The organism is Gordonia sp. NPDC003425, assembly GCF_053588635.1.
In genome coordinates, this window is sequence record NZ_JBSFQI010000004.1 from 93,151 (window position 1) to 118,840 (window position 25,690).

Below are 25,690 nucleotides of genomic sequence, written 5' to 3' on the forward strand. Positions count from 1 at the left end.
GATTCGTGGCTAGTGTGCCTTCTTCAGCCGCAGCCGCGAGTAGGTGAAGCCGAGCAGCGCCACCGCGATCAGCGCGAGCATTCCGTAGCACAGGGCGAGGTGGGCCACTGACGGATCCCACAGCGTTGCGCCCTTGGTCTGGGGAGCCAGCGGCGAGATCCGGTTCAGGTCGACGGCCTGCGCCGCGGCGGCATATCCCCAGTACGACGGAAAGATCCACGACAGCTGTTCGAGTCCGGGTGCGGTGAGCCGGAACAGGCCCCCGCAGAACACCAGCTGCACCATCACGGCGATCACCAGCGGCGGCATCACCTGTTCGTTGGAACGCACGGCCGACGAGATGGCCAGTCCCACCAGGGTGCTGACGCAGGCGAGCACCGCGATGGCCACGAACAATTCGATGGCGCCGGGCAGCAGCACACCCGCGCCGGGCAGTCCGCGGCGGGAGTAGGTGATGGCCACCATCACCGCACTCTGCAGCACGGCGGCGATGAAGAACACCACCACCTTCGCGGCCAGATACGCCCCGGGCCGGAGGCCGACGGCCCGTTCCCGCTCGAAGATGTCGCGTTCGCCGACGAGGTCACGCACCGTCAGTGCGGCACCCATGAACGTGGCGCCGACGACGAGGACCACCAGCACCTGTACCGCTTCGCCCGCGGTGTCGGCGGAGCGGTTGACGTCGAAACCCACCGAGCCGGGGATCACCAGGGTCAGCAGTCCCAGCACGACCGGTAGCAAGAGCAGGAACACCAGGTAACCGGTATCGGCGAAGATGAGCCGGATCTGTCTGCGCGCCACCGTGCCCGCCTGCCGCGCGGCGCTGGTCTGGGGCACCGGGACCGGCGGCCCGGGCGGGCGCAGCGGTGGCGGCGGCGTCGAGGTGTGCCGGCTGCGCTGCAGGTAACGCTGGTGGGCGGTATCGGGCTGGGCTGCGACGAAGGCGAAGATCTCGGCCCAGTCGGAGGTTCCCATCGCCTCGTCCACCTGGTCGGGATTCCCGTAGAACGCGGTCTTGCCGCCCGGGGCCAGTAGCAGCACCTGATCGCACATCGACAGATATGTCAGCGAGTGGGTCACCACCAGCACCACGCGCCCGGCGTCGGCCAGACGCCGCAGCGTGGCCATCACCTGTCGGTCGAGCGCCGGGTCGAGCCCGGAGGTGGGTTCGTCCAGGATGAGCAGTGACGGACCGGTGAGGAGTTCCATCGCCACCGAAGCCCGCTTCTGCTGGCCGCCGGAGAGCTTCTCCACACGGGTGTCGACATGCTCGAGCAATTGCAGTTCGGAGAGCACGCCGTTGATCACGTTGTCACGGTCGGCGGTGCTCAGGTCGGGCGGGAGCCGCAACTCGGCGGCATACCGCAGCGCCTGGCGCAGCGTCAGTTTGTGGTGCAGCACGTCCTTCTGCGGCACCATGCCGATTCGGGTGCGCAGTGCCTCGTACTCCTCGTGGACGCTGCGGTTCTCGAAGGTCACCCGACCGCTGGTGGGCGCGTTGAGTCCCGCGACGATCCGCGACACCGTCGATTTGCCCGCACCCGACGGGCCGATCACCGCGGTCAGCGTTCCCGGACGAGCGCTGAACTCGACATCGGCGAGCAGCCGTTTGCCGCCGTCGACCACCAGGCTCACACCCTGGACCTGCAATCCTCCCGACACCACGGCACCGGCCTGACCGCGCATGAGGGTGCCGCCGGACACCACGAAGTCGCTGTTGCCGATCGTGACGACGCTGCCCTCGGTCAGGCGCGCCCGGTCGACCCGCTGCCCGTTCACATACGTGCCGTTGACGCTGCGCAGATCCTCGAGGTACAGCCCGTCGGGCTGGGTGATCACGCGGGCGTGGTGGCGGGATGCGAGCACGTCGCTCACCACGATGTCGTTGTCCGGGGTGCGGCCGATGGTCTGGACCCCCGACAGCGAGATGCTCTCCCGGCCGGGTGGCGTGGTCTGTCCGGGCACGCGATAGACCGCCGACACGTTCTGTTGCAGCGATTGCAGGTGCGGGGCGTTGCGCAGTTCCGGTGGCATGGGCGCCACGCCGCCCTTGCGGTAGGTACCGGGGGCGGGCACCCGCATCGGCGTCGACGGCGGTTGCGGCTGCGGCTGCGGCTGTGGCGCCATCGGCATCCGCCCGGATGCCGGTTGCGGCACGGGCCCCCGACCAGAGGGCGGCACGGGTGCACCGACCGCGGCATCGAGCACCGGCCCGGTCGCCGGATCACCGAGGCGTACCTGCACCGAACCGTTCAGGGGCAGCTCCCCCACCCGCCGGCCGCTGGCGAACACACCGTTGGTGCTGCCGATATCGACCAGCCACCACCGATCGCCGCGCCATTCGACGGCGAGGTGACGGCGCGACACCAGCGGATGGTTCACCACGATGTCGTTGTCCGGCGTTCGTCCCACGGTGATCCGGGCCGACTTACCGAGCGGGTGCGTCTGCCCCGCGACCGTGATCCGTCCGGTGGTCATCGACACGCTGTTCATCGTGTGAAAACTCTAGTGGGTGGCGACGACGAAGGCCCGGTTGCGTCGTGCAAGCGCACGACGCAACCGGGCCCGCGAAAGCCGAACCGGGTGGCTACAGGTACTGACCCGTGTTGGTCTCGGTGTCGATCGCACGGCTGGCGCCGGAACTCTTCCCGGTGACCAGCGTGCGGATGTAGACGATCCGTTCGCCCTTCTTACCGGAGATCCGTGCCCAGTCGTCGGGGTTGGTGGTGTTCGGCAGATCCTCGTTCTCGGCGAACTCGTCGAGGATCGAATCGAACAGATGCTGCACCCGGAGGCCGGGGGCACCTGTCTCCAATTGCGACTTGATGGCGTACTTCTTGGCCCGGTCCACGACGTTCTGGATCATCGCACCCGAGTTGAAGTCCTTGAAGTACATGATCTCTTTGTCGCCGTTGGCGTAGGTGACCTCGAGGAAGCGGTTGTCGTCGCTCTCGGCGTACATCCGCTCGACGACCTTCTCGATCATCGCGTTCAGGCATGCGGTGCGGTCGCCACCGAACTCGTTGAGATCGTCGACGTGCACCGGTAGCTCTTCCACCAGGTACTTCGAGAAGATGTCGATCGCCGATTCCGCGTCGGGACGTTCGATCTTGATCTTCACGTCGAGTCGACCGGGACGCAGGATGGCCGGGTCGATCATGTCCTCGCGGTTGGATGCGCCGATGACGATGACGTTCTCAAGGCCTTCGACACCGTCGATCTCGCTGAGCAGTTGTGGCACCACCGTGGTCTCCACGTCCGAGGACACGCCCGAGCCGCGGGTGCGGAAGATCGAGTCCATCTCGTCGAAGAACACGATCACCGGAGTTCCCTCCGACGCCTTCTCGCGGGCACGCTGGAAGATGAGGCGGATGTGCCGCTCGGTCTCGCCGACGAACTTGTTCAGCAGCTCCGGGCCCTTGATGTTGAGGAAGTAGGACTTGGCCTCCTTCGCATCGTCGCCACGGGCCTGGGCGATCTTCTTGGCCAGGGAGTTGGCCACCGCCTTGGCGATCAGCGTCTTGCCGCAACCGGGCGGACCGTAGAGCAGCACGCCCTTCGGCGGCCGCAGCGCGTAGTCGCGGAACAGGTCCTTGTGCAGGAACGGAAGCTCCACCGCATCGCGGATCTGTTCGATCTGCCTGCCCAGCCCACCGATGTCCTCGTAGCCCACATCGGGAACTTCCTCGAGCACCAGATCTTCCACCTCGGCCTTGGGCACGCGCTCGAAGGCGAATCCGGCCTTGGTGTCGATCAGCAGCGAGTCGCCCGGACGCAGTTTGCGCCGCTGCCCGTCCTCGCCGTCCACATCGCCGAGCAGCGGTTCGGCGAGCCACACCACGCGCTCCTCGTCGGCATGACCCACCACGAGGGCACGCTCGCCGTCGCCGAGCACCTCGCGCAGGGTGCTGATCTCGCCGACCGAATCGTATTCGCCGGCCTCGACGATCGTGAGTGCCTCGTTGAGGCGCAGCGTCTGCCCCTTGCGGAGCGTGTCCACGTCGATGTTGGGCGAGCAGGTCAGGCGCATCTTGCGACCCGAGGTGAACACGTCGACGGTCTGGTCGGGATGGATGTCGAGCAGAACGCCGTAGCCGCTGGGCGGCTGGCCGAGGCGGTCGACCTCCTCGCGGAGAGCCACCAGCTGCTGCCGTGCTTCCTTGAGCGTCTCCAGGAGCTTCGCGTTGCGTGCCGTGAGGTTGTCCACCCGGTTCTGGAGATCCGTCGTCTCGGCACCACGGGCGAACGACGATCCCTCACCGTCCGGACGCATGACGGGTGAACTGTAGGCGGGGGTGAACGTCTCCTCGGGCACGTTCGACGTCCTGCCGTGATTCTCACCGGAGGTTTCGTGGCGATCAGATTCGGTCATTGCTGACTCCTCTCCCCGGCAATCGCCCCCCATCGGGAACGCTTGCGCCGTAACCCCACGCTACCGGGGTGCGGCAAATATCGCCCTGCACCGCGCAACCCGCGGTGTTGACGACGTGTTAAATGTGTGTCTTCGCAACGTATTCGCGATGTTTCACCGGGTAAACCGGACGTGGTTCAGCCTCGCGTCGGGCGGCGTTGTACACGCAGTGTGGTGACGCCGTCCGCGAGGCGACGTGCAGTGACCAGAAAAGCGGTGTGCCCTTGCATTTTGTGCTCCGGCCGCACGGCGAGCCCGACCGCGCTCCAGTCACGCACCAGTGATTCCCACGCCCGCGGCTCGGTCCAGCATTCCTGTGCGCGCAGCGCCTCGATGATTCGCGACAACTGGGTGACCGTTGCCACATAGATGGTCAAGACCCCGCCTGGTTTCAACACCGTTCGAACGACGTCGAGCGGTTCCCACGGCGCGAGCATGTCGAGGATGATGCGGTCGAACCGCTCATCGGTGTCGATGTCGGCGAGGTCGGCGATCACCAGCGACCAGTTGTCGGGGGCACCGCCGAAAAAGGTGTCGACGTTGCGTCGGGCGTGCTCGGCGTGGTCGTCACGGATCTCGTAGGAGACCACCTCACCGGCCGGCCCCACGGCACGCAGCAGCGAACAGGTCAGCGCGCCGGACCCTGCGCCGGCCTCGAGTACCCGGGCACCGGGGAAGATATCGCCCTCGGTGACGATCTGGGCGGAGTCCTTCGGGTAGATGACCTGAGCACCACGTGGCATGGACAGCACATAGTCGATCAGCAGCGGGCGCAGCGCGAGGTATTCGGTGCCGCTGGTGGCCGAGACGATGCTGCCCTCGGGGGCGCCGATGAGATCGTCGTGGGCGATGGCACCGCGATGGGTGTGGAAGAGTTTGCCGGGTTCGAGCACAACGGTGAACTTGCGACCCTTCGCGTCGCTGAGCTGGACCCGATCGCCCACGGTGAATGCGCCACTCGCCGCCATTACTGAAGTACCCTCCTGGGACTGAAGTGATGCATGTGACCAGGGTGTTTGGTAGAACCGGTGGTCGTGCATGTCGGACGGCGTTTATGTCAGCGCCGCGCCCTACCCTGCCAAATGTGAGCATGACCGCCTACGCCGGGGCGACAGATCCCGGTTCGCAGACCTCGTCGCGGGGACTGGTCGGCAGGCCGCTGGCCCTGTCACCGTCACGTGCCGCCGACTTCAAACAGTGTCCCCTGCTCTACCGATATCGGGCCATCGACCGTTTTCCCGAGCGCCCCACCGCGGCTCAAACCCGTGGCACCGTGGTGCACGCGGCGCTGGAGAATCTGTTCGACATCCCCGCTGCCCTGCGCACCCGTGAGTCCGCGGAATTTCTCGTCGAGGGCGCGTGGGCGGCGATGTGCGAGGCCGACCCGGAGCTGGCCACCGTCGTCACCGACGCCGAGCAGGGACGCTTCCTCGCCGACGCGTTCGGGCTGATCGCCAACTACTACCGGCTGGAGAACCCCACGGCGTTCGATGCCGATGCGGTGGAGGAACACGTCGAGATCGAATCCGACGACGTCTTGATGCGCGGATTCATCGACCGCATCGACGTGGCGCCCACCGGGGAGATCCGCATCGTCGACTACAAGACGGGGCGATCTCCCGGAGAGGGATTCGAGGCCAAAGCGCTGTTCCAGATGAAGTTCTACGCCCTGGCAATCCTGCGAATCCGCGGCGTGGTGCCGCACCGGCTGCAGCTGATGTATCTCTCGGACGGTCAGGTGCTCACCTACCAACCCGACCGCGACGAACTCGAGAGGTTCGCGCGCACGTTGTCGGCGATCTGGCGGGCCATTCGCGCGGCGGTGGCCACCGGCGACTTCCGTCCCCGTCGGTCACGGCTGTGTGCCTCGTGCGAGCACAAGGTGCGGTGTCCCGAATTCGGCGGCGAGATTCCCGAGTACCCCGGACCGCCCGCGGGTTTCGGTTCTCCCGACACCTAGACCCACTCGACTGCTAGACCCACTCGACTGCTAGTCGGACTGCGCGCCGGCTCCGGAACTGCCCGGCCCCGAACTCTCGCCGGCGGCACCCGCTCCCCCGCCGCCCGCGGATGGGGGCCCGCCCGTCCCGCTGTCGCTCGTCCCTGTGTCGCCCGTGACGGCGTTGGCACCGGCGGCGGCATGCGGAGCGTCACCGCCGGTCGCGTCGGAACCAGACCCGCCCGACTCGGGCGCGGCATGTCGGCCGCCACCGGTGGAAGGCTGTTCGGAGCGCTGGTGGCGGCCTCCGCCGAGGAGTTGATGCCGGCCACCCGGTGGGGGCGCAGGTGTCGTGGACGGCGGGGTTACGGCATCCTCGGCGGTCACGCCGTGGTCGGAACCTGCGACCGGCGCGGTCGGAGACGGCGGGGAGTCGACGACAGGTTCGCTGTAGGCCGTCACGGCCGGGCCGGCGTCGGCGGCGATGTCGGGCGATGTGGTTGTGCCGGAATCGGATTGGTGTGGGGTCTGGGCGACACGCTGTGCGGGCGTGGTGACCACCGGAGCCGCCGGATCGGCGGTGGCCTTCAGGGGTTCCTGCAGCGGATAGAACGCGTTGTTGACCGTGTCCCACCGCTCGAGTTGCTCGTCTGTGGTGTCGAGGCCGGCGTCTGTGCGCACCATCTGTGCCAGCAGCGTCAGCGGATGGTGCGTGGTGCGATAGATCAGGTAGGTGGTGTCGCCGTCCTCGCTGTACAGATGCGTCGGCGGATCCATCTCGTTGAGGGTTGCGTAATTCTCCGAACCCCCGCCGGAGTGGATCGTCAAAAACCCGGCGAGATCGACCACCAGGGAGCTGACGGGCCGAAACCACACCCACTGGAAGTTGGCGACGGGATCACCCACGATGATCACCGAGGTGACGTCGGTGTCGCCCGTGGCGCCCGGGTCGCGCGCCCCGTTCGATTCGGCCCCGAACGCATCCATCGCCATGCTCACCATGAAGTGCTGTTTCGCCCACGACTTGAGGCCCCAGGGACTCCGGGGATCGGAGATCAGCAGGATCTTCGTGGTGGTCGACCCGGTCAACAGGTCGTCGGCATAGGCCAGCTCCGCGGCATTGCCGAGGGCCTCGGCACCCTGCGAATACCCCGTGTAGACGACGACCGCACCCGTGTTCTGCAACGCAGCCATCACGGCGAGGTTGCGTTGCACGGCGACCTCTCGTGAGGCGTCGTAGCCGGGTGCGAGCATCGGTGACGACACGTCGGCCTTGCCGGCGATGAACGGCCCCAGCGACTGCGGGTAGTCGACGATGTAGGTGGTGCGATCGCCCCGGAGACCCTTGATTCGCGGATACAGCGTGGTGTCGTCGGTGCCCGGGGTCACCACCATGATGACGTCGGGGTTGTTGTCCACCTGACGATCGCGGTAGTACCAGTTGACCTGCCCCGGCTCCCCGGTGTACGGGTCGGCGTTCTCAATCACTCCGTCATCGAGAAGGCCGTCGAGCTGCGCCTGCGCCGCTGCGGGCACCTGCGCGCCGGCCGCGCTGCTCGCGAAGACCGTCGGGGCGATCGCCCCGAGGCACAGTGCGCAGCCGACGGCACTCGCGCCGACAGTTCTCTTGAAACCGGTCGTTTTCGCCGGCGTTCGTGTCTTCATCAGCGTTGACATGGTTTCCCGCCATCACAAGCGATGCCGGAGAAGTTCGTTAGGAACGCAAAACTTCTTCGTCACCGAGATCTGGATATGCAGTTCATCGAACTCGCTGAGCATGACGGGGATCGTCGCAGAATGGATTGACTCCCCGGCGCAATTACTCCGATCGAACTACCCGAATTCCCCATTTCGGACGACGCCGCCCCGTGTGCGAGGCCACCCGGGAACGGCCGTGACATACGCTCCGCGGATGGAGAGCCACTATTACGCCCGGGTCGACGGGATTCCCGACGCCGACGAGGATGCCGACACCTACGAGTACTTCACTCCGACGTCGGCGACCCTGAGCGTGTGGTCACCCGACATCCAGCACGGCGGACCACCCGCGGGACTGCTGATGCGCGCGTTGCTGCGGACCGCCTCCGACCCGAGTCAGCATTTCACCCGCGTCACCACCGAGATCCTCGGTCCCATCGGCTTGGGACTCAACCGGGTGCGCGCTCGTATCCTGCGGCCGGGCAAGCAGATCACTCTGCTCGGGGCCGACCTCGAGGTGCAACAGCGCGACGGCAGTTTCCGCCTGACCGCCCAGAGCATCGGCTGGCGGATGAGGACCGCCGACACCGCCACGGTGGCTCGGTCACCGCACCCGGCGCTCCCCGCCCCGGAGACCCTGCCGATCACCACCGGAATCAGCGTCGACACGGGCCCAGGGGTCGATTGGGGAACCGTCGGATTCATCGGGACCACCGAGACCGCGGCGACCGATGGACGCCACGGAGAGACCCCCGCGGTGTGGATCCGCCCGGCCATCCCGCTCGTCGAGGGCGAAACCATGTCGAACCTCGAGTCGGTGTTCACCGTCCTCGACGTCGCCAACGGGCTGGGTTCGACGCTGCGTCCCGACCGGTGGACGTGGATGAACACCGACACCACGATCCACCTGGTGGCTCCGCCGACCAGTCCCTGGTTGGGCATCGACGCCGATCTGGTGACCGGCCGCCACGGGTTCGGGGCGACGTTCGCCGACCTCTACGACGTCAGCGGATATCTGGGGCGGTCGGCGCAGACCGTCCTGCTCGAAGCCCGTTCGGGCGGCTGATCAGAAGCGGCAGGAACGGATGTCGGAGGCCAGGATCGCCCGGGCGCCGAGTTCGGACAGGTCGTCCATGAGGTTCTGGTGGTCGCGACGGGGCACCATCGCGCGTACGGCCACCCATTCCGGGTCCGCCATGGGTGCAACGGTCGGCGATTCGAGCCCAGGGGTGAGGGTGGTGGCCTGTTCGAGGATCGACCGGGGGCAGTCGTAATCGATCATCACGTACTGCTGGCCGAACACGACGCCCTGCACACGCTTGATGAATTGGGTCGCGGCCTTCTCGGCAACGGTGCCCGCCCGGCTGACCAGCACCCCTTCGGAGTCGCAGAGTGATTCACCGAAGGCGACGAGTCCGTGCTGACGCAACGTGCGCCCCGAGCCCACCACATCGGCGATGGCGTCGGCCACACCGAGTTGGATGGAGATCTCGACGGCCCCGTCGAGGCGGATGATGTCGGCGGTCAGGCCACGCTCTGCGAGGTCGCGGCGAACCAGATTCGGATACGACGTCGCGATACGCTTGCCCGCCAGGTCGTCGACGGTCCAGTCCGTGCCGGCGGGTGCGGCGTAGCGGAAACTCGACGACCCGAAGCCCATGGCGAGTTGCTCGTCGACGTCGGCACCGGAATCGCGGGCCAGGTCACGGCCGGTGATGCCGAGGTCGAGCGTGCCCGCGCCGACGTAGATGGCGATGTCCTTGGGACGGAGGAAGAAGAATTCGACCCCGTTGGTGGTGTCGAGAACGGTGAGGTCTTTCGCGTCGGATCGTTTGCGGTATCCGGCCTCGGCGAGCACCGCGGCCGCCGATTCTGAGAGGGCGCCCTTGTTGGGAACTGCGACACGCAGCATGGTCACTCCGGTGATTGGTGGTTGGTCATCCAGGACGAGGTTCTCCGGCCGCACCGAATGGGGTGCGGCCTACAGATGCCGGTAGACGTCCTGCAGCGACAGTCCGCGTTTGATCATCATCACCTGTAACCAGTAGATGAGCTGCGAGATCTCCTCGGCGAGCGACTCGTCGGATTCGTGTTCGGCGGCCAGCCACACTTCGCCGGCCTCCTCGATGATCTTCTTGCCGAGCGTGTGGATGCCGGCGTCGAGGGCCGCGACGGTGCCGCTGCCGGCAGGGCGGTGCGCCGCCTTGTCGGTCAGTTCGGCATACAGCTCGTCGAAGGTTTTCACGAGTTCTTATCCTCGCATGACGACGATGTCGAGGTCGGCGAGGGTCAGTCCCTCCAGACTGCTCCGGAAGGTGCGAGCGAGGCCGGGCGCAACCGCGGCCGCCGAGGGCACCACGAGTGTCGAGCACCCTGCCGCCACCGCCGACGCGGTTCCCGCGGGTGAATCCTCAATGGCCGCGCAGGCGCGCGCATCAACTCCCAGCAATGCAGCCGCCCGCAGATACGGGTCGGGCGCGGGCTTGCCCTGCTCCACCTCGTCGCCGCAGACGGTGGCCACGAACCGGTGACGCCCGAGCGTGTCGAGCGCCAGTTCGGTGAGCTCGCGCACCGTGTTGGTCACCAGCGCCATCGGAATCCCTGCGGACGCGACCATGTCCAGGGCGTCGGCAGCTCCCGGCCGCCAGGGCAGGTCCTCGCGGAAGAGTTCGGCCACCCGGTCGAGCAGCCACCGGTCGTCGGCGGCGTAGTCGCGTGCCTCGGGTGGCACGCCTGCCGCGTCGTACACCTTGGTGAGCGCGTCGACCATCGAGTTGCCGAGCGTCGACTCGCGAAGTTCGCGGGTCATGGTGAAGCCCTGTCGCGCGGAGAGTTCGGCCACCGCGACGTCCCAGAGCACCTCGGAATCGAGCAGCGTGCCGTCCATGTCCCAGAACACGGCGGCGGGCGGCGTCCTCGACGCTCGATTCGTCACTCCAGCATCTTCCCGGACGGCGCCGCCCGCAGCCCAATCCGGTGGCGGCGGTCACGCTCGCCGCGAGTGAAGCGGGGCCCGACGGAGGGTGTCGACCACCGCGTAGACCACGCCGAGGGCGGCCGCCGCCATGAACGACGCATACACGGTGAGCGCGGAGTCTCCCCGGCCCGACGAGTACCCGCCGGTACCGGATCCGCCTGCACCGTGTCCACCCGCACCGGCGCCACCTTCGGCACCGGGAGGTGCGTCGTGACCGCCGGGGCCACCGGCCGGGCCATGCCCACCCCAGCCACCGGCGGGGCCACCCCGACCGGTTGCACCGGGACCGCCGTGCGAGCCGCCCATCCCGCCGCCGAAGCCGTGGCCCTGGTCGCCGGCCAGCGACGAGTGATACACACCGATCGCCGAGGCCTGGATCAGCACGGGCACGGCGACGAACCACAGCGGCAGATAGAACGCCGCCACGACGCTGAGGACCTCGGCCAGGTAGAAGTACCGGTCGTGCATGTTCGGCAGCAAGAAGGGCACGATCACGGCGCTTGCGGTGGCCACGACCAGGATCGACGCGGGGGTCACTGCCGGGCGTTTCCACGCTGACCATCCGAGGAAGGCAGCGATCACCGCACCCGCGAGCCCGATACCGAGGTAAGCCAGCCACGTGGCGTCGCCCGAGATCGGGATGAGCTGGTACAGGTTGGCCGCGCCCAGCGTGAGTTGCTTGTACGAATCGGTCTGATCCAGATACACCGACAGTGCCGTCGACCACGATGCCCCGGCAAGCACCGCGGGGATGTCGAGCAGCAGATACACCGCGGGTATCGCGAGCAACGCGCACCACGGCAGCCTGCGCCGGACGAGCAGCCACGCCAAGAGCGGGAACACGAAGACCGCCTGCAGCTTGAACCCGAGCGACAGCCCGAAGAACACACACGCGATCACCGAGTTCCACACGAACACACGATGGCCGGGCTCACCACGACGTGGGCCGCCGGCCTGCGCGCGCAGCAGGAAGTACACCCCACCGAGGGCCAGCGCCGAGTAGATGGCGTCGGCCTGACCCCAATACGCGCTGTTGGCGATGACCGACGGGAGAAACACGACGAGACCGAACGCGAAGGCCCGCAACCAGAATCGGTCCGTCCGCAGCGCGACGATGCGATAGGCGAAGAACGCGAGCACGAAGTCGAAGGCGACCGACAGCGCCTTGATCCCGATGAGTGACGGCACCTTCAGCACGGTGAGCAGCCAGATGAGATACAGGTACGGGTAGTTGTAGTCGGCGAACTTCTCCCTGAATGCACCGAAACCCTGCGTGTCGAGGGTGTCGTACCACCGGCTCAGAAACGCCTCATAGTCCATCGTCTGTCGATCGAGGAAGTACCAGCGCACCCCGAGGGCGACCACCACTATGGTCGCGAGCACGGGAAGGCGTATCCATGAGGGCGGACCTACGTGCCGCGACGACGCGGTGGGTGCCGAGTCGGATGGAGTGCCGTGTTGGCCGGGAGCAAGGGTGCTGGTCACCATGCCACGATGACCGGCGAAGCTGGCAGCACGGTGGGAGGCGGCTGTTAGCTTGGTCGTGGACAGGTTTGATCATCCGCACGAGAGCAACCGCTCGGAGGTAGCGATGCCGAAGACCCTCGTGTTCGGGCACCGCAATCCCGACACCGACGCGATCGGAGCCGCCATCGCGATGGCGCGGCTCGAGCAGACCACCGGTGCCGACACGGAAGCGGTGGCGCTCGGCGCGCCGAATCCCGAGACCCGCTTTGCCCTCGATCGCTTCGGGATACCGGCGCCGCGAGTGATCGAGCGGGCAGCACCCGAGGCCGCCGAGGTCATCCTCGTCGATCACAACGAACGCCAACAAAGCGTCTCCGATATCGCCGATGTGACCATCCGCAAAGTGATCGACCATCATCGCGTTGCGAACTTCGAGACCCTCGAACCCCTCTATTTCCGTGCCGAACCCGTCGGCTGCACCTGCACGATCCTGACCAACATGTACGACGAACGGTCGGTGCCCATTCCGCCCGACACGGCGGGGATCATGTTGTCGGCCATCATTTCCGACACACTGTTGCTGCACTCGCCCACCACCACCGAACTCGACCGCTCGGCGGCCACCAGGCTGGCCGCGACAGCCGGCGTCGACCTCGATGCCTATGGCCGTGAATTACTGCGTGCGGGAACCGATTTCGGTGGCAAGTCGGCTGCGGAACTCGTCGGCCTCGACGCCAAGGATTACACGATGGGATCGATCTCGGTCCGCGTCGGGCAACTCAACACGGTGGACCCGGACACGCTGCTCGGGCGCCGCGACGAACTGCTCGACGCCATGCACGTGCGCGCCGAATCCGACGGCGTCGACCTGTTCCTGCTGTTCCTCACCGACGTGTTGGCCGTCGATTCGCAGCTGTTGGTGGTGGGCAAGCCGATCGACGCGGTGGAACGGGCACTGGGGGTGACGGTCCACGACGGGCTCGCCGCCGCCCCGGGCATCGTGTCGCGCAAGAAGCAGGTCGTTCCCCAGCTCACGCGGGAGCTGCGCTGATCGAGGTTTTACCGCGCACGCTGGGGCCTGTGGCGGTTGCCGGATCCGTGGTCTACGTAGTCCTGGTGAGTCGCGGCGCCATCGGATGACCCTCACGTGTTGAAATATTTCGCCTCCGGGTGATGCAGCACGAACGCGTCGGTGGACTGTTCGGGATGCAATTGCAGTTCCTCCGACAACTCCACGCCGATGCGCTCTGGCTCGAGCAGTTCCATCATGGTGGCCCGGTCCTCCAGATTCGGGCACGCACCGTAGCCGAACGAGAAACGCGCACCACGGTATTCGAGGTCGAAGAAACCTTGTGCCTCGGCAGGGTCGTCACTGCCCAGCGAGCGGTCGCCGACGATCAATTCGCTGCGCACCCGCTGATGCCAGTACTCGGCGAGCGCCTCGGTCAGTTGCACGCCGATGCCGTGCACCTCGAGGTAGTCGCGGTAGGCGTCCGCGGCGAACAGCTCATTGGCGAAGTCGGCGATGGGCTGGCCCATGGTGACCAGTTGGAAGGGCAGCACGTCCACCTGGCCCGCGGCGATCGCGTCGTCGCGGGACCGGATGAAGTCGGCGATGCACAGGAACCTCGGTCGCTGCTGACGAGGGAAGGTGAAACTGTGCCGCACCGGCGCATCCGGGCGCGGTTCGGTGAGCACGTGCACCGTGTCACCGTCGCTGACGGCAGGAAAGTAGCCGTACACCACCGCGGCGTGCTGCAGGATGTTCTCGGTGGCCAGGCGATCGATCCAGTAGCGCAACCGGGGACGCCCTTCGGTCTCCACCAGTTCCTCGTACGACGGCCCCTCACCGCCCCGGACTCCGCGTAATCCCCACTGCCCCAGAAACAGTGCACGCTCGTCGAGGAGCTGCAGATAGTCGGCGACGGGCACGCCCTTGATGATCCGGGTGCCCCAGAACGGGGGTGTGGGAACGTCGTTGTCGGCGGCGACGTCGGAGCGTGCGGGCACCTCGACCGGCGCTTCGGCGGCCTTGCGTTTCGCGGCGATGCGCTTGGATCGTTCGTGGCGTGCCTTGCGTTCGGCGGCCTTCTGCGCGGCGGCGATCGAGTCGGCGCTTTCCGGCACCGACCCGCCGCCCCGCTTGAGCGCCATGATGTCGTCCATCAGGCGCAAACCCTCGAACGCGTCGCGTGCGTAATGCACGTGACCGTCGTAGGTGTCGGAGAGGTCGTTCTCCACGTACGTGCGGGTCAGTGCGGCGCCGCCGAGCAGCACCGGGTAGCGGTCGGCGAGTCCGCGGGCGTTGATCTCCTCGAGATTCTCCTTCATCACCACCGTGGATTTCACCAGCAGACCCGACATGCCGATCACGTCGGCGCGCTTGTCCTCGGCGGCGTCGAGAATCGCCGTGATGGGCTGCTTGATCCCGATGTTGATGACCTCGTAGCCGTTGTTGCTCAGGATGATGTCGACGAGGTTCTTGCCGATGTCGTGCACGTCGCCCTTCACGGTGGCCAGCACGATGCGGCCCTTGCCGTCCTCGTCGGAGGCCTCCATGTGTGGTTCCAGGTGTGCCACAGCGGTTTTCATCACCTCGGCCGATTGCAGCACAAACGGCAACTGCATCTGACCCGACCCGAAGAGCTCGCCGACGGTCTTCATCCCCGACAGCAATGTCTCGTTGATGATGGCCAGCGGAGGTCGCTGCGTCATCGCCTCGTCCAGATCGGCTTCCAGACCGTTGCGCTCGCCGTCGACGATGCGCCGCTCGAGCCGCTCGAACAGCGGGAGTTTCGCGAGTTCGGCCGCGCGCGACTCGCGTGCCGATGCCGCCGACACACCCTCGAACAACTCCATGAGCCGCTGCAACGGGTCATAACCCTCGCGCCTGCGGTCATACACCAGGTCGAGCGCCACCTCGCGCTGTTCCTCCGGGATGCGGGCCATCGGCAGGATCTTCGACGCGTGCACGATCGCGGTGTCGAGCCCTGCCTGCACGCACTCGTGCAGGAACACCGAGTTGAGCACCTGCCGTGCGGCCGGATTGAGCCCGAAGGAGATATTGGAGATGCCGAGCGTGAAGTGCACGTCGGGGTGCGCCTCGTGCAACCGGCGGATCGCCTCGATCGTCTCGATCCCGTCGCGGCGCACCTCCTCCTGCCCGGTGGAGATCGGGAACGTGAGGGTGTCGAGGATGATGTCCTCCTCGGCCAGGCCCCAGTTGCCGGTGATATCGGCGATGAGCCGCTGCGCCACCCGCACCTTCCAATCGGCGGTGCGGGCCTGACCCTCCTCGTCGATCGTCAGCGCGACCACCGCGGCACCGTGCTCCACCGCGAGCCGCATGATGCGAGCGAACCGCGAGTCGGGTCCGTCGCCGTCCTCGTAGTTCACCGAGTTCACCGCGCAGCGGCCACCCAATGCCTCGAGGCCTGCGCGGATCACCTCCGGTTCGGTGGAGTCGAGCATGATCGGCAGCGTCGACGAGGTGGCGAACCGGCTCGCGAGCGCGGTCATGTCGGCCGCACCGTCGCGGCCCACGTAGTCGACGTTGAGGTCGAGCATGTGGGCACCGTCGCGGGTCTGGTCTTTGGCGATGTCCAGGCACTTCTGATAGTCCTCGGCGATCATCGCCTCGCGAAACGCCTTGGAGCCGTTGGAGTTCGTGCGTTCCCCGATCACCAGGAAGCTGGCGTCCTGGTCGAAGGGCACGGCGGTGTAGAGCGACGAGGTCTCCGAGACGTGCTCGGGACGGCGCGGGGCGCGGGTGGCATCGGCCACCGCGGCGGCCACCTGCCGGATGTGCTCGGGCGTGGTACCGCAGCATCCGCCCACGAACGACAACCCGAAATCACCCACGAAGTCGGCCAGCGCGGTGGCGAGTTCGTCCGGGGCCAAGGGATATTCGGCCCCGTTGGGGCCCAGCACGGGCAATCCGGCGTTGGGCATCACCGACACCGGGATGCGGGCGTGGCGGGACAGGTAACGCAGGTGTTCACTCATCTCGGCCGGGCCGGTGGCGCAGTTCAGGCCGATCAGGTCGACGCCGAGGGGTTCGATCGCGGTCAATGCCGCCCCGATCTCCGAACCGAGCAGCATGGTGCCGGTGGTCTCGACGGTGACGTGCGAGATGATCGGAAGGTGTCGTCCCAGGTCGGCCATCGCGCGCCGGGCCGCGACCACCGCCGCCTTGACCTGCAGCAAATCCTGGGAGGTTTCCACCAGGATCGCGTCGGCACCGCCGTCGAGCATCCCGGCGACGCACTCGTAGTAGGCGTCGCGGATCACGGCGAACGTGGTGTGTCCCAGGCTCGGCAGCTTGGTGCCCGGGCCGATCGACCCCAGCACGTACCGGCCGGTGCCGTCGGCGGATGCGCCCATCTCGTCGGCCACGCCGCGAGCGATGCTGGTGCCCTTGAAGGACAGTTCCCGAATCCGGTCGGCGATGTCGTAATCACCGAGATTGGAGAGATTGCAGCCGAACGTGTTGGTCTCGACGGCGTCGGCGCCGGCTTCGAAATAGGCGCGGTGGATGGCGGCGAGCACGTCGGGCCGGGTGTCGTTGAGGATCTCGTTACAGCCTTCGAGACCGGCGAAATCATCCAGCGTCAGGTCTGCTGCCTGCAACATCGTGCCCATCGCGCCGTCGCCGATCAGTACCCGACGCGACATCGCCGAGAGGAATGTCGTGTCGAAGCCGGTGTCGTGCTCTGCGGGGGTGGACATGGTTGTCAGGGTAGTTCGCTCTCTGTTGGCTGTGGTCGTAGGCTGGTTCGGTGAACGCTGAGCAGGTGCCGAACCTTCCCCGACTGCGGCGACCCATCTTACTGGCCGCCTTCGAGGGCTGGAACGACGCGGGCGACGCCGCGAGCAGCGCGGTGGAGCATTTGGCGCTCACCTGGGATGCACGGCCACTGCTCGACATCGACGCCGACGACTACTACGACTTCCAGGTCAATCGACCCACCGTGAAGCAGGTGGACGGGGTGACCCGCCGTATCGACTGGCCCACCACGTCGATCTCCTACTGCAGTCCGGCCGGAACCGACCGGGACATCGTGCTGGTGCGCGGAATCGAACCCAACATGCGCTGGCGCGCCTTCTGCGCCGAAATCGTCGACCTCGCACACCACCTCGGGGTGGAGACCACGGTGATGCTGGGCGCGTTGCTCGCCGACACCCCGCACACCCGTCCGGTGCCGGTGACCGGCAGCGCCTACAGCAGCGAGGCGGCCGAACGCTACAACCTCGCCGAGAGCCGCTACGAAGGACCCACCGGGATCACCGGGGTGCTGCAGGATCTTTTCGTGCAGGCCGGCCTGCCCGCCGTGTCGTTCTGGGCGGCCGTGCCGCACTACGTGTCGACGCCGCCGAATCCCAAGGCCACCGTCGCCCTGCTCAACCGCGTCGAGGAGGTCCTCGACATCGAGGTGCCGCTCGGTACGCTGCCCGAGCAGGCCGAGGAGTGGGAGTCGGCGGTCACCGAGATGACCGAGGACGACGAGGAGATCGCCGAGTACGTCCGCGGTCTCGAGGAGCGCGGTGACGCCGAGATCAACACCGACGAGGTGATGGCGAAGATCGACGGCGACGCGCTGGCCGCCGAGTTCGAGCGCTATCTCAAGCGGCGCGGTCCGGGCACCTTCGGGAGCTGAGTTCAGCCGATCTGTTCGATCGACACCACCGGGGTGGTGATGCGCCAGGTGCGCACCTCGGGATCGTCGGCGGCACGCACCCAGAACTGGGCGGACTCGCCCACACGGCACGACTTCACGCCGAGCAGCGGGATGTCCTCGGAGTCGCGGCGAAGTTGGCTGACGGCCCATTCCTCGCTGTCGGTGCCCCCGACGCCGGGAGCACGCAGCAGCGTCATCTCGTCGAGGTCGATCAGATACGTCGAGGTCCGGGTGACCACTGTGAAAACGCCGGAATGGGTGTCCGGGTGGATCTCCTGCACGCGTGCCACGGAAGAACTGTACTAAGCGCGTCGGCGCCGCACCCTGTGTGGGTCAGCCGCGCAGTTGCACCCCGAGCAGCGCATCGATGGCGGCTGCCATGTCGCCCGACGCGGTGGTCGACGACCCGATCCCCTGTTCCACGTCGCGGCACCAGCCGTCGATCGCGGCCAGTGCCCGGGGCGTGTCGAGGTCGTCGGCAAGGTGCTCGCGGACGCGGGCGATCACCGGCCACGGGTCGGGACCGGTGTCGGCGGACGTCGCTGCCCGCCAGCGCGACAACCGACGCCGCGCGTCGTCGAGTACCGCGTCGGTCCACATCCGGTCGCTACGGTAGTGGGCGTCGAGTAGCGCAAGGCGAATTGCCGCCGGGTCCTCCCCGGCGCGGCGCAGGACGGACACGAACACCAGGTTTCCGCGGCTCTTCGACATCTTCTCGCCGTCGAGGCCGACCATCCCGCTGTGCACGTAGTGCCGGGCGAAGCGTCGGGTCCCGCTCAGTGCCTCGGCGTGGGCGGCGGAGAACTCGTGATGCGGGAAGATCAGGTCGCTGCCGCCGCCCTGGATGTCGAACTCGACGCCGAGGCGGTTGAGCGCGATGGCCGCGCATTCCACATGCCAGCCGGGTCGGCCGGGCCCGAACGGCGACTCCCACGACGGTTCGTCGGGTCGCTGCGCCCGCCACAGCACCGCGTCGAGGCGGTCGCGTTTGCCCGGGCGGTCGGGGTCGCCGCCGCGCTCGGCGAAGAACTGCTCCATCAGGGCGCGGTCGTACCCGGATTCGTAGCCGAACTGTTCGGTGGCGTCGGCGCGGAAGTAGACGTCGGGGTACTGCGGGTCGTCCACCACGTAGGCCGCACCGGAGGCCAGCAACTTGCCCACCACCTCGATCACCTCCCCGACCGACTCCATCGCCCCGATGTAGTCGCGCGGGGGCAGGATGGCCAGCGCCGTCATGTCCTCGCGGAACAGGTCGATCTGTTCGGAACCCAGGGCACGCCAGTCGACGCCGTCACGGGCGGCACGCTCGAACAGCGGATCGTCGACGTCGGTGATGTTCTGCACGTAATGCATGTCGTGACCCTGATCGCGCAGAATCCGGTTCACCAGGTCGAAGGCCAGGTAGGTGGCGGCGTGGCCCAGATGGGTGGCGTCGTACGGGGTGATCCCGCAGACGTACATGGTGGCGGTGGCTCCCGGGGCGACCGGCGCGACGGCGCGGCGCGACGTGTCGTAGAGACGGAGCGCCGGTCCGGAGCCCTCAAGCGTGGGCAGGGCAGGTTGCGGCCACGAATGCATGTGTCCACTGTATGGGTCCCGCCGGCAGGCGACGACGACGGATGGCTCGGGCTCTCCGTGTCAGAACGGTGGCCACGGAATCGGGCGATGCGGAGGAGGTTCCGGCATACGACCGGTCTCGGCCAACACGATGGCACGGATCGTCAGGGCATCGATCTCGTCGTCGGTGATGTGATCGGCCAACTCGGCACGTAACGACGAGTCGTCGGCGTCGAGTCGCTCGGCCAGGTCCGCGATGTCGGCGACGAGGTGGCCGGGGATCGTCTCTCCGGCCCAGCCCCACAACACGGTGCGCAACTTGTCCTCGCTGTGCAGGCAGATGCCATGGTCCACCCCGTAGACATCGCCGTCGCGCCCCTCGAGCACGTGGCCGCCCTTGCGGTCGGCGTTGTTCAGGATCACATCGAGCACGGCCATGCGCTGCAACCGTGGGTCGTCGGCGTGGACCAACACCACTCGCTCCCCCATCGGGTCGAGTGCACGCAGAATCGAGCGATAGTTGCGCGGCACCGCGTCGGGAGGACACAGATCGACGAGATCTATTCTCGGCGTGGGTATTTCGGCATCGACAGGATCGGGTGTATCGATCCACCGCTGCACCATGCCCGGTCCGAGCGGGCCGTCGCGCAGCATGGTGGTGGGGATCGCCGACCATCCGAGGGCCTCGGAGACGAGGTACGAGGCAACCTCGCGTCCGGCGAGCGTGCCGTGCGGAAAATCCCACAGCGGCACCTCCCCGCGCACCGGCTTGTACACGCAGCGCACCGACGCGTCACCCCACACCGCGTCGCACACCAGGGTGGCGTTGCTCGCTGCGGGGATGCGACCGATGATCACCAGCTCACCGCGGCGCAGCGTCTCCGCCGGGGCATCCACCGGCCCGGAGGCCGGTGCGGGTTCGGCCGCCGACGCCATGGTCAGTCCCCGTGCCCGGAACCGGTGTCGGGATCGTCGGTGTCGGGATCCTCGGGGTCGGGATCCTCGGGGTCGAGTTCGTCGGTGTCGAGCAGTCCGGTGTCGTCGCCGAGGGCCAGATTGTTGAACACCTCCGGGTCGACGAAATCCAGGGACTTGCTCAGCTGCGCGTCACGCTTGTATCCGTTGGTGCGAATACACAGGTGACCCTCCGGGTCCAGCGGTTCGGCGCACAGCGGGCAGGGCGGGCGACCGGCGGAGATCACCCGCGACGACCGGGCCGCGAACTCCCGGGCCGCTTCGGTGGTGAGGAACACGCGCACCGCGTCGGGCCCCTCGTCGGTGTCGTCGAGCACCACGCTCTCGTCGAACTCACCTTCGGTGATGGCGAGCAACTCCACCACCACCGCTTCGGATTCGGCATCCCAGCCCAGCCCCATGGTGCCCACCCGGAACTCGGCGTCCACCGGCATCACCAGCGGGTGCAGATCACCCACCCGGTCGGCCGGCGGCGGGACAGGGGTGCCGAAACGGCGATGGATCTCGTCGAGCAGGGCACCGATCCGGTCGGCGAGGATCTGCACCTGCTGCTTCTCCAGCATCACGCTCACGATCCGCGATTCGTGGACCGCCTGGAGGTAGAACGTCCGGTCACCCGGCTGCCCGACGGTACCGGCCACAAACCGGTCGGGGCTGCGGAACACGTGTATCGCCCGAGACATCACACCTCCTTCGTCGTCGTGTTCATTATCCGCGCGTCGCCACCGTTGTCGCGGGTGGCACCGGCTGACTCTCACTCTCGGCATCAGCGGCGACGCCGCGGTCACCGCCGATGGTCGCGTCGTCGGAGGCTCCCGCGGTGCGTTCGGGCGGCATCGGTACCGAGATCGCCGCCGTGTTGTTCACGGTGTGCACGTACGGCCTCGTCGGTCCGTACCGGATGATGCTGATCGAGGCCGGCTCCACCACGATCCGCTGAAACGAGTCGAGGTGCGAGCCCAACGCGTCGGCGATCACCGCTTTGATGACATCGCCGTGCGAGCACGCCACCCAGACACCCGATCCGTCGGAGCCGCCGTGCTCCCGGTCGAGTGCGCGGATCGCGCCGACCGCCCGTGACTGAACCGCCGAAAGCCCCTCCCCGTCGGGGAAGATCGCTGCGGACGGATGTTGCTGCACCACCTTCCACAGCGGCTCGCCCACCAGATCCTTGATGGGTCGGTTGGTCCAGCTGCCGTAGTCGACCTCCGCGAGATCGTCCACCACGACCTCGGGGACCTCCCGGCCGGTGGCCGCAATCGCCGCGAGTAGCGGCTGAACCGTCTCGGCACAGCGTTGCAGCGGTGAACGGGCCACCGCGTCGATCTTCTCCAGGCAACCACCCAGGCGAGTCACGATCTCGTCGGCCTGCGACCTGCCCTTGTCGTCGAGGGCGACGCCCGGTGTCCGTCCGGCGAGCACACCCGAGGTGTTGGCGGTGGACCGCCCGTGGCGCACCAGGATCACGGTCATCCCTCAACCATAGGCACACCCCGATCACACGGCACGCCGCCGTGATCTCGTGGCCGCTCGCGGCGGTGAGACGCATGAGAAATCCGCCCGCCACCGAATTTCCGCGCGTCAGGTGGCGCTGATCACCCCGCCGGCCAGCAGCCCCATCACCACCAGGCCCAGGGCCACGCGGTAGACGCCGAACCAGTTCAGCGAGTGTCCGCTGACGAACCGCAGCAGCCAGGCGATGGAGATGTAGCCGACGACGAAAGAGATCACGGTCGCCACGGCCAACTGGGCGCCGGTGGCCTCCATCCCGTCGCCGCTGGGGTGAAACGCGTCGGGCAGGCTGAACAGCCCCGAGGCCACCACTGCCGGAATCGCCAGCAGGAACGAGAACCGGAACGCTGCCTCGCGTTCGAGACCGAGGAACAGTCCGGCGCTGGCCGTGGCGCCCGAGCGTGACACCCCCGGCACCAACGCCAGACACTGCGCCAAGCCCATCACCAGACCGTCGCGCAGCGTCAGCCGATTGAGCGAGCGGGAGCGCGTTCCGTAGCGTTCGGCGAGCCAGAACACGCCGGAGAACAGGATCAACACCGTCGCGGTGAGCCACAGGTTGCGGGCCGCCGTGCGGATCTCGTCCTTCAACAGGTAGCCGATGATGCCAATTGGGATGGTCGCGAAGATCACATACCAGCCCACCCGGTAGTCGAGGTTGCGGGCCGAGGGGTTGAACAATCCTCGGAACCACGCCGCCACGATGCGGCCGATGTCGCGGGCGAAATAGACAAGCACCGCCGCCTCGGTGCCCAACTGGATCACGGCGGTGAACGACGCACCCGCATCGCCACCGAACATGAGTTCCGAGGCGATCCGCAGGTGCGCCGACGACGAGATCGGCAAGAACTCGGTCAGGCCCTGGATGATTCCCAGCACGATCGACTGGGCCCAAGTCATGGTCTCGGTCACGGCCGCTGATGCTACCGGTCACCCGATCGCCCGTCCGTGCCCGGCGCGTTCCCCCGGGCGCAGACGCTGCGGTGCTCTGACGCAAGATGGACCCATGCCTGCGCCCCGGTTGTCCCGATCCGCACGACATCGGCCGCGCGGCCACCGCCTGCTCGCCTCGTCGGCGGTCGTGGCGTGTGCTGTCGTCGTTGTCGCCGGGTGCGGATCGTCGAACGACAACACCGGTGACATACCCACGGTCCCGGCGGCAACGGCAAGCCCCGCGCCGCATGGCCCGCCGGCCACCCCCGCGGGCACGGTGATCCCGACGCCGCCGGGGAGCACCCAGCTCGCATTGTCGAGTGATCTGCTGGCCGTGCCGTCCGCCGACGGCACCTCGCTGCTGCGGATCCGTACGGGCGCACCGGCCGATCCGCTGCCGACGGTGACCACACCCCACCTGACCACGGTGATCGGTGTGGGTGGCGGAACGTTCCTCGGTGCGGGACCGCGCGTGCTGGTGCGCATCGATCCGGACGGCTCCACCCACCCGACCACCACCGCGGTCACCGACCCGACCGCACTGGCCCGCACCCCGTCGGGCCAGACACTCGTGGGCACCGGCAACGGCCACGTGCTGGTGTTCGACAACGCCTTCAAGCAGGTCCGCGACATCGGCGGCTTCGTGCGCGTCGACGAGATCACCGTCTCGCCGACCACGGCCGACCTGCCCTCGCAGCAGGTGGTGGTCCTCGATCGTGCCCAGTCGTCGGTCACACCGGTCACCCTCGGCGACGGTGACCTGGGGCCGGCGCTGCGCGCGGGCAACGGCGCCGCCGAGGCCACCGTGGACCGGTACGGCCGCGTGCTGGTGTCCAACCCGCGCGACAACGAGATCCTCGGGTTCTTCGGATCGCCACTGGTGATGCGGTTTCGCTATCCGGTGCCCGACGGGCCGTTCGCCGTAGACTACGACGACACCCACAACCTGCTGTGGGTGTCGACGACCGCGAACAACGAGGTGATGGCCTATGACCTGGCCGGGGGCGAGCCCGTTGAGAAACACCGATTTGCGTCGGTGGCACAGCCGGATGCGATCGCCGTCGACGACACGTCGGGCACCGTGTTCGTACTCTCCGCCCGCGACGGCGGTGTCCAGGTGATCACACCGGGCACGCCCGCGGCGCCCTCGACCACACCCACGGGAGGGTGACGCCGATGTCCCAACGGATCGGCGCCCGCTACCCGCGCGGCTGGGAGGTCACCTCCGAGGATTACGAATGCATGCTGGTCCGGTTGCCCCCGGACGTGACGAGGGTGACCGCGTCGATGCGCCTGTCACTGGAGGCGGAGTTCGGCGGCTGGGAGCTGTCGCGGGTGCGGCTGTATTCCGACGGCACGCGAAAAGTGTTGCTGCGGCGCAAGAAGCCGACACGCCGTCGGCCCGACGACTACTCCGGCGAGGACGCCCGGGCATGCTGATCCGGGCCAACCGGCTGCTGTACCCGGTGGCCCTGCGGGCGATGTTTCTGCTACCCCCCGAACGAATCCACGCGCTCATCGCCACACTGCTGCGGGTGACCATGCGTGTCGGGCCGCTGCGAAGCCTGTGTGCGCGACTGTTCGCCACCACCGACCCGGTGCTGCGGCAGACCGTGTTCGGTGTCCATTTCGATTCACCGCTCGGACTGGCCGCCGGGTTCGACAAGTCGGCGTCGGCCATCAACGCGTGGGGTCACCTCGGTTTCGGTCATGCCGAGATCGGCACGATCACCGGTGCGGCCCAGCCGGGCAATCCCCCGCCGCGGTTGTTCCGGCTGCCGCGCGACCGGGCGCTGATCAACCGGATGGGATTCAACAATCCGGGCGCGCAGGTCGCCGCCACCCATCTCGACGCACCCCGACTCGGCCCGGTGCGCGTGCCGATCGGCGCCAACATCGGCAAGACCAAGGTGGTCCCGCTCGAGGAGGCCGTCGACGACTACCGCCTGTCGGCGCGGCTACTGGGCCCGCGCGCCGATTTCGTGGTGGTCAACGTCAGCTCCCCCAACACCCCGGGCCTGCGTGACCTGCAGGCCGTCGACTCGTTGCGGCCCATCCTGGCCGCGGTGCAGCAGGAGGTGTCGGTCCCGGTGCTCGTCAAGATCGCCCCCGACCTCGCCGACGCCGACATCGACGCGGTCGCCGACCTCGCGCTCGACCTCGGACTGGCCGGGATCGTGGCAACCAACACCACTATCGCCCGTACCGGCCTGCAGACCCCCGCCGACGAGGTCGCCGCGATGGGCGCGGGCGGTCTGTCGGGCGCACCGCTGGCCGACAGGTCACTGGCGGTGTTACGTCGTCTGTACGCCCGCGTCGACGGCCGACTCGCCCTGATCAGTGTGGGCGGCATCGAAACGGCCGATCAGGCGTGGGAACGTATCTGCGCGGGCGCCGACCTGCTGCAGTGCTACACCGGATTCATCTACGGGGGTCCGGTGCGGCTCAAGGAGATTCACGACGGACTCGCCGCGCGGGTGCGGACCGCGGGATTCGCCGATCTGAGCGCGGCGGTGGGGAGCGCGGCGTCGGACTGAGGTGCC

The 25,690-nt window shown here is 67.6% G+C and carries 22 protein-coding genes; 7 read left to right on the forward strand and 15 right to left on the reverse strand.

Annotated features, from left to right (window positions below; all coding sequences use genetic code 11):
* Positions 1–9 precede the first annotated feature (9 nt).
* The 3 genes from ACWDTD_RS06760 to ACWDTD_RS06770 all read right to left on the reverse strand — a co-directional run bounded on the left by ACWDTD_RS06760 (position 10) and on the right by ACWDTD_RS06770 (position 5,379).
* Positions 10–2,478 carry an FHA domain-containing protein gene (locus ACWDTD_RS06760; protein ID WP_449746507.1) on the reverse strand — a complete coding sequence of 823 codons (2,469 nt, stop codon included), beginning with the start codon at positions 2,476–2,478 and terminating at the stop codon, positions 10–12.
* A 109-nt stretch (positions 2,479–2,587) separates the two neighbouring features.
* Positions 2,588–4,372, reverse strand: a complete 1,785-nt coding sequence (gene arc / locus ACWDTD_RS06765; protein WP_449746317.1) for a proteasome ATPase — start codon at positions 4,370–4,372, stop codon at positions 2,588–2,590.
* 176 nt (positions 4,373–4,548) lie between these two features.
* On the reverse strand, positions 4,549–5,379 hold the full coding sequence (locus tag ACWDTD_RS06770; protein ID WP_449746318.1) for a tRNA (adenine-N1)-methyltransferase: 831 nt from the start codon (positions 5,377–5,379) through the stop codon (positions 4,549–4,551).
* A gap of 122 nt (positions 5,380–5,501) precedes the next feature.
* Here ACWDTD_RS06770 and ACWDTD_RS06775 point away from each other — a divergent pair, with 122 nt between their 5' ends.
* Positions 5,502–6,371 carry a RecB family exonuclease gene (locus tag ACWDTD_RS06775; RefSeq protein WP_449746508.1) on the forward strand — a complete coding sequence of 290 codons (870 nt, stop codon included), beginning with the start codon at positions 5,502–5,504 and terminating at the stop codon, positions 6,369–6,371.
* A 30-nt stretch (positions 6,372–6,401) separates the two neighbouring features.
* On the opposite strand, the gene ACWDTD_RS06780 is transcribed toward ACWDTD_RS06775, so the two are convergent.
* Positions 6,402–8,015, reverse strand: a complete 1,614-nt coding sequence (locus ACWDTD_RS06780; RefSeq protein WP_449746319.1) for a PE-PPE domain-containing protein — start codon at positions 8,013–8,015, stop codon at positions 6,402–6,404.
* A gap of 247 nt (positions 8,016–8,262) precedes the next feature.
* On the opposite strand from ACWDTD_RS06780, the gene ACWDTD_RS06785 reads away from it, so the two are divergent.
* Positions 8,263–9,114 carry a thioesterase family protein gene (locus ACWDTD_RS06785; protein WP_449746320.1) on the forward strand — a complete coding sequence of 284 codons (852 nt, stop codon included), beginning with the start codon at positions 8,263–8,265 and terminating at the stop codon, positions 9,112–9,114.
* Here the strand turns inward: ACWDTD_RS06785 and hisG are convergent, their stop codons facing one another.
* From hisG to ACWDTD_RS06805, 4 genes are all read right to left on the reverse strand, one after another.
* Positions 9,115–9,960 carry an ATP phosphoribosyltransferase gene (gene hisG, locus ACWDTD_RS06790; RefSeq protein WP_449746321.1) on the reverse strand — a complete coding sequence of 282 codons (846 nt, stop codon included), beginning with the start codon at positions 9,958–9,960 and terminating at the stop codon, positions 9,115–9,117.
* Positions 9,961–10,029: 69 nt separating this feature from the next.
* Positions 10,030–10,293, reverse strand: a complete 264-nt coding sequence (locus tag ACWDTD_RS06795; RefSeq protein WP_449746322.1) for a phosphoribosyl-ATP diphosphatase — start codon at positions 10,291–10,293, stop codon at positions 10,030–10,032.
* A gap of 6 nt (positions 10,294–10,299) precedes the next feature.
* Positions 10,300–10,983 carry an HAD family hydrolase gene (locus tag ACWDTD_RS06800; RefSeq protein WP_449746323.1) on the reverse strand — a complete coding sequence of 228 codons (684 nt, stop codon included), beginning with the start codon at positions 10,981–10,983 and terminating at the stop codon, positions 10,300–10,302.
* Between the two features lie 51 nt (positions 10,984–11,034).
* Positions 11,035–12,408, reverse strand: a complete 1,374-nt coding sequence (locus ACWDTD_RS06805) for a hypothetical protein (protein ID WP_449746324.1) — start codon at positions 12,406–12,408, stop codon at positions 11,035–11,037.
* A 208-nt stretch (positions 12,409–12,616) separates the two neighbouring features.
* Between ACWDTD_RS06805 and ACWDTD_RS06810 the strand changes: the two genes are divergently transcribed.
* Positions 12,617–13,543 carry a manganese-dependent inorganic pyrophosphatase gene (locus ACWDTD_RS06810; RefSeq protein WP_449746325.1) on the forward strand — a complete coding sequence of 309 codons (927 nt, stop codon included), beginning with the start codon at positions 12,617–12,619 and terminating at the stop codon, positions 13,541–13,543.
* 92 nt (positions 13,544–13,635) lie between these two features.
* Here ACWDTD_RS06810 and metH read toward each other — a convergent pair whose 3' ends face one another.
* Positions 13,636–17,220 carry a methionine synthase gene (gene metH, locus ACWDTD_RS06815; protein WP_449746326.1) on the reverse strand — a complete coding sequence of 1,195 codons (3,585 nt, stop codon included), beginning with the start codon at positions 17,218–17,220 and terminating at the stop codon, positions 13,636–13,638.
* Between the two features lie 50 nt (positions 17,221–17,270).
* On the opposite strand from metH, the gene ACWDTD_RS06820 reads away from it, so the two are divergent.
* Positions 17,271–18,149 (forward strand): PAC2 family protein, encoded by an 879-nt coding sequence (locus ACWDTD_RS06820; RefSeq protein WP_449746327.1) that lies wholly within the window; start codon positions 17,271–17,273, stop codon positions 18,147–18,149.
* A 2-nt stretch (positions 18,150–18,151) separates the two neighbouring features.
* Here the strand turns inward: ACWDTD_RS06820 and ACWDTD_RS06825 are convergent, their stop codons facing one another.
* The 6 genes from ACWDTD_RS06825 to ACWDTD_RS06850 all read right to left on the reverse strand — a co-directional run bounded on the left by ACWDTD_RS06825 (position 18,152) and on the right by ACWDTD_RS06850 (position 23,126).
* Positions 18,152–18,460 (reverse strand): hypothetical protein, encoded by a 309-nt coding sequence (locus ACWDTD_RS06825; protein WP_449746328.1) that lies wholly within the window; start codon positions 18,458–18,460, stop codon positions 18,152–18,154.
* Positions 18,461–18,503: 43 nt separating this feature from the next.
* Positions 18,504–19,748, reverse strand: coding sequence for a cysteine--1-D-myo-inosityl 2-amino-2-deoxy-alpha-D-glucopyranoside ligase (mshC, locus tag ACWDTD_RS06830; RefSeq protein WP_449746329.1), 1,245 nt, complete (start codon positions 19,746–19,748; stop codon positions 18,504–18,506).
* 60 nt (positions 19,749–19,808) lie between these two features.
* Positions 19,809–20,663 (reverse strand): SCO1664 family protein, encoded by an 855-nt coding sequence (locus tag ACWDTD_RS06835; RefSeq protein WP_449746330.1) that lies wholly within the window; start codon positions 20,661–20,663, stop codon positions 19,809–19,811.
* 2 nt (positions 20,664–20,665) lie between these two features.
* The gene (locus ACWDTD_RS06840; RefSeq protein WP_449746331.1) at positions 20,666–21,385 is read right to left on the reverse strand and encodes a DUF3090 domain-containing protein; all 720 of its coding nucleotides are present in this window, start codon (positions 21,383–21,385) and stop codon (positions 20,666–20,668) included.
* A gap of 25 nt (positions 21,386–21,410) precedes the next feature.
* Positions 21,411–22,175, reverse strand: coding sequence for an MSMEG_4193 family putative phosphomutase (locus tag ACWDTD_RS06845; protein WP_449746332.1), 765 nt, complete (start codon positions 22,173–22,175; stop codon positions 21,411–21,413).
* Positions 22,176–22,283: 108 nt separating this feature from the next.
* Positions 22,284–23,126 (reverse strand): undecaprenyl-diphosphate phosphatase, encoded by an 843-nt coding sequence (locus ACWDTD_RS06850; RefSeq protein WP_449746333.1) that lies wholly within the window; start codon positions 23,124–23,126, stop codon positions 22,284–22,286.
* Between the two features lie 94 nt (positions 23,127–23,220).
* On the opposite strand from ACWDTD_RS06850, the gene ACWDTD_RS06855 reads away from it, so the two are divergent.
* From ACWDTD_RS06855 to ACWDTD_RS06865, 3 genes are read left to right on the forward strand one after another with little or no spacing between them, the layout of a single operon-like run.
* Complete coding sequence (locus ACWDTD_RS06855; protein ID WP_449746334.1) at positions 23,221–24,318, forward strand: YncE family protein; 1,098 nt, start codon at positions 23,221–23,223, stop codon at positions 24,316–24,318.
* Positions 24,319–24,323: 5 nt separating this feature from the next.
* Entirely contained in the window at positions 24,324–24,587 is a 264-nt protein-coding gene (locus ACWDTD_RS06860; protein ID WP_449746335.1) for a DUF5703 family protein, read from the forward strand.
* Positions 24,581–25,684, forward strand: a complete 1,104-nt coding sequence (locus tag ACWDTD_RS06865; RefSeq protein ID WP_449746336.1) for a quinone-dependent dihydroorotate dehydrogenase — start codon at positions 24,581–24,583, stop codon at positions 25,682–25,684. The genes ACWDTD_RS06860 and ACWDTD_RS06865 overlap by 7 nt, the downstream gene beginning before the upstream one ends.
* The last annotated feature ends 6 nt before the right edge of the window (positions 25,685–25,690 follow it).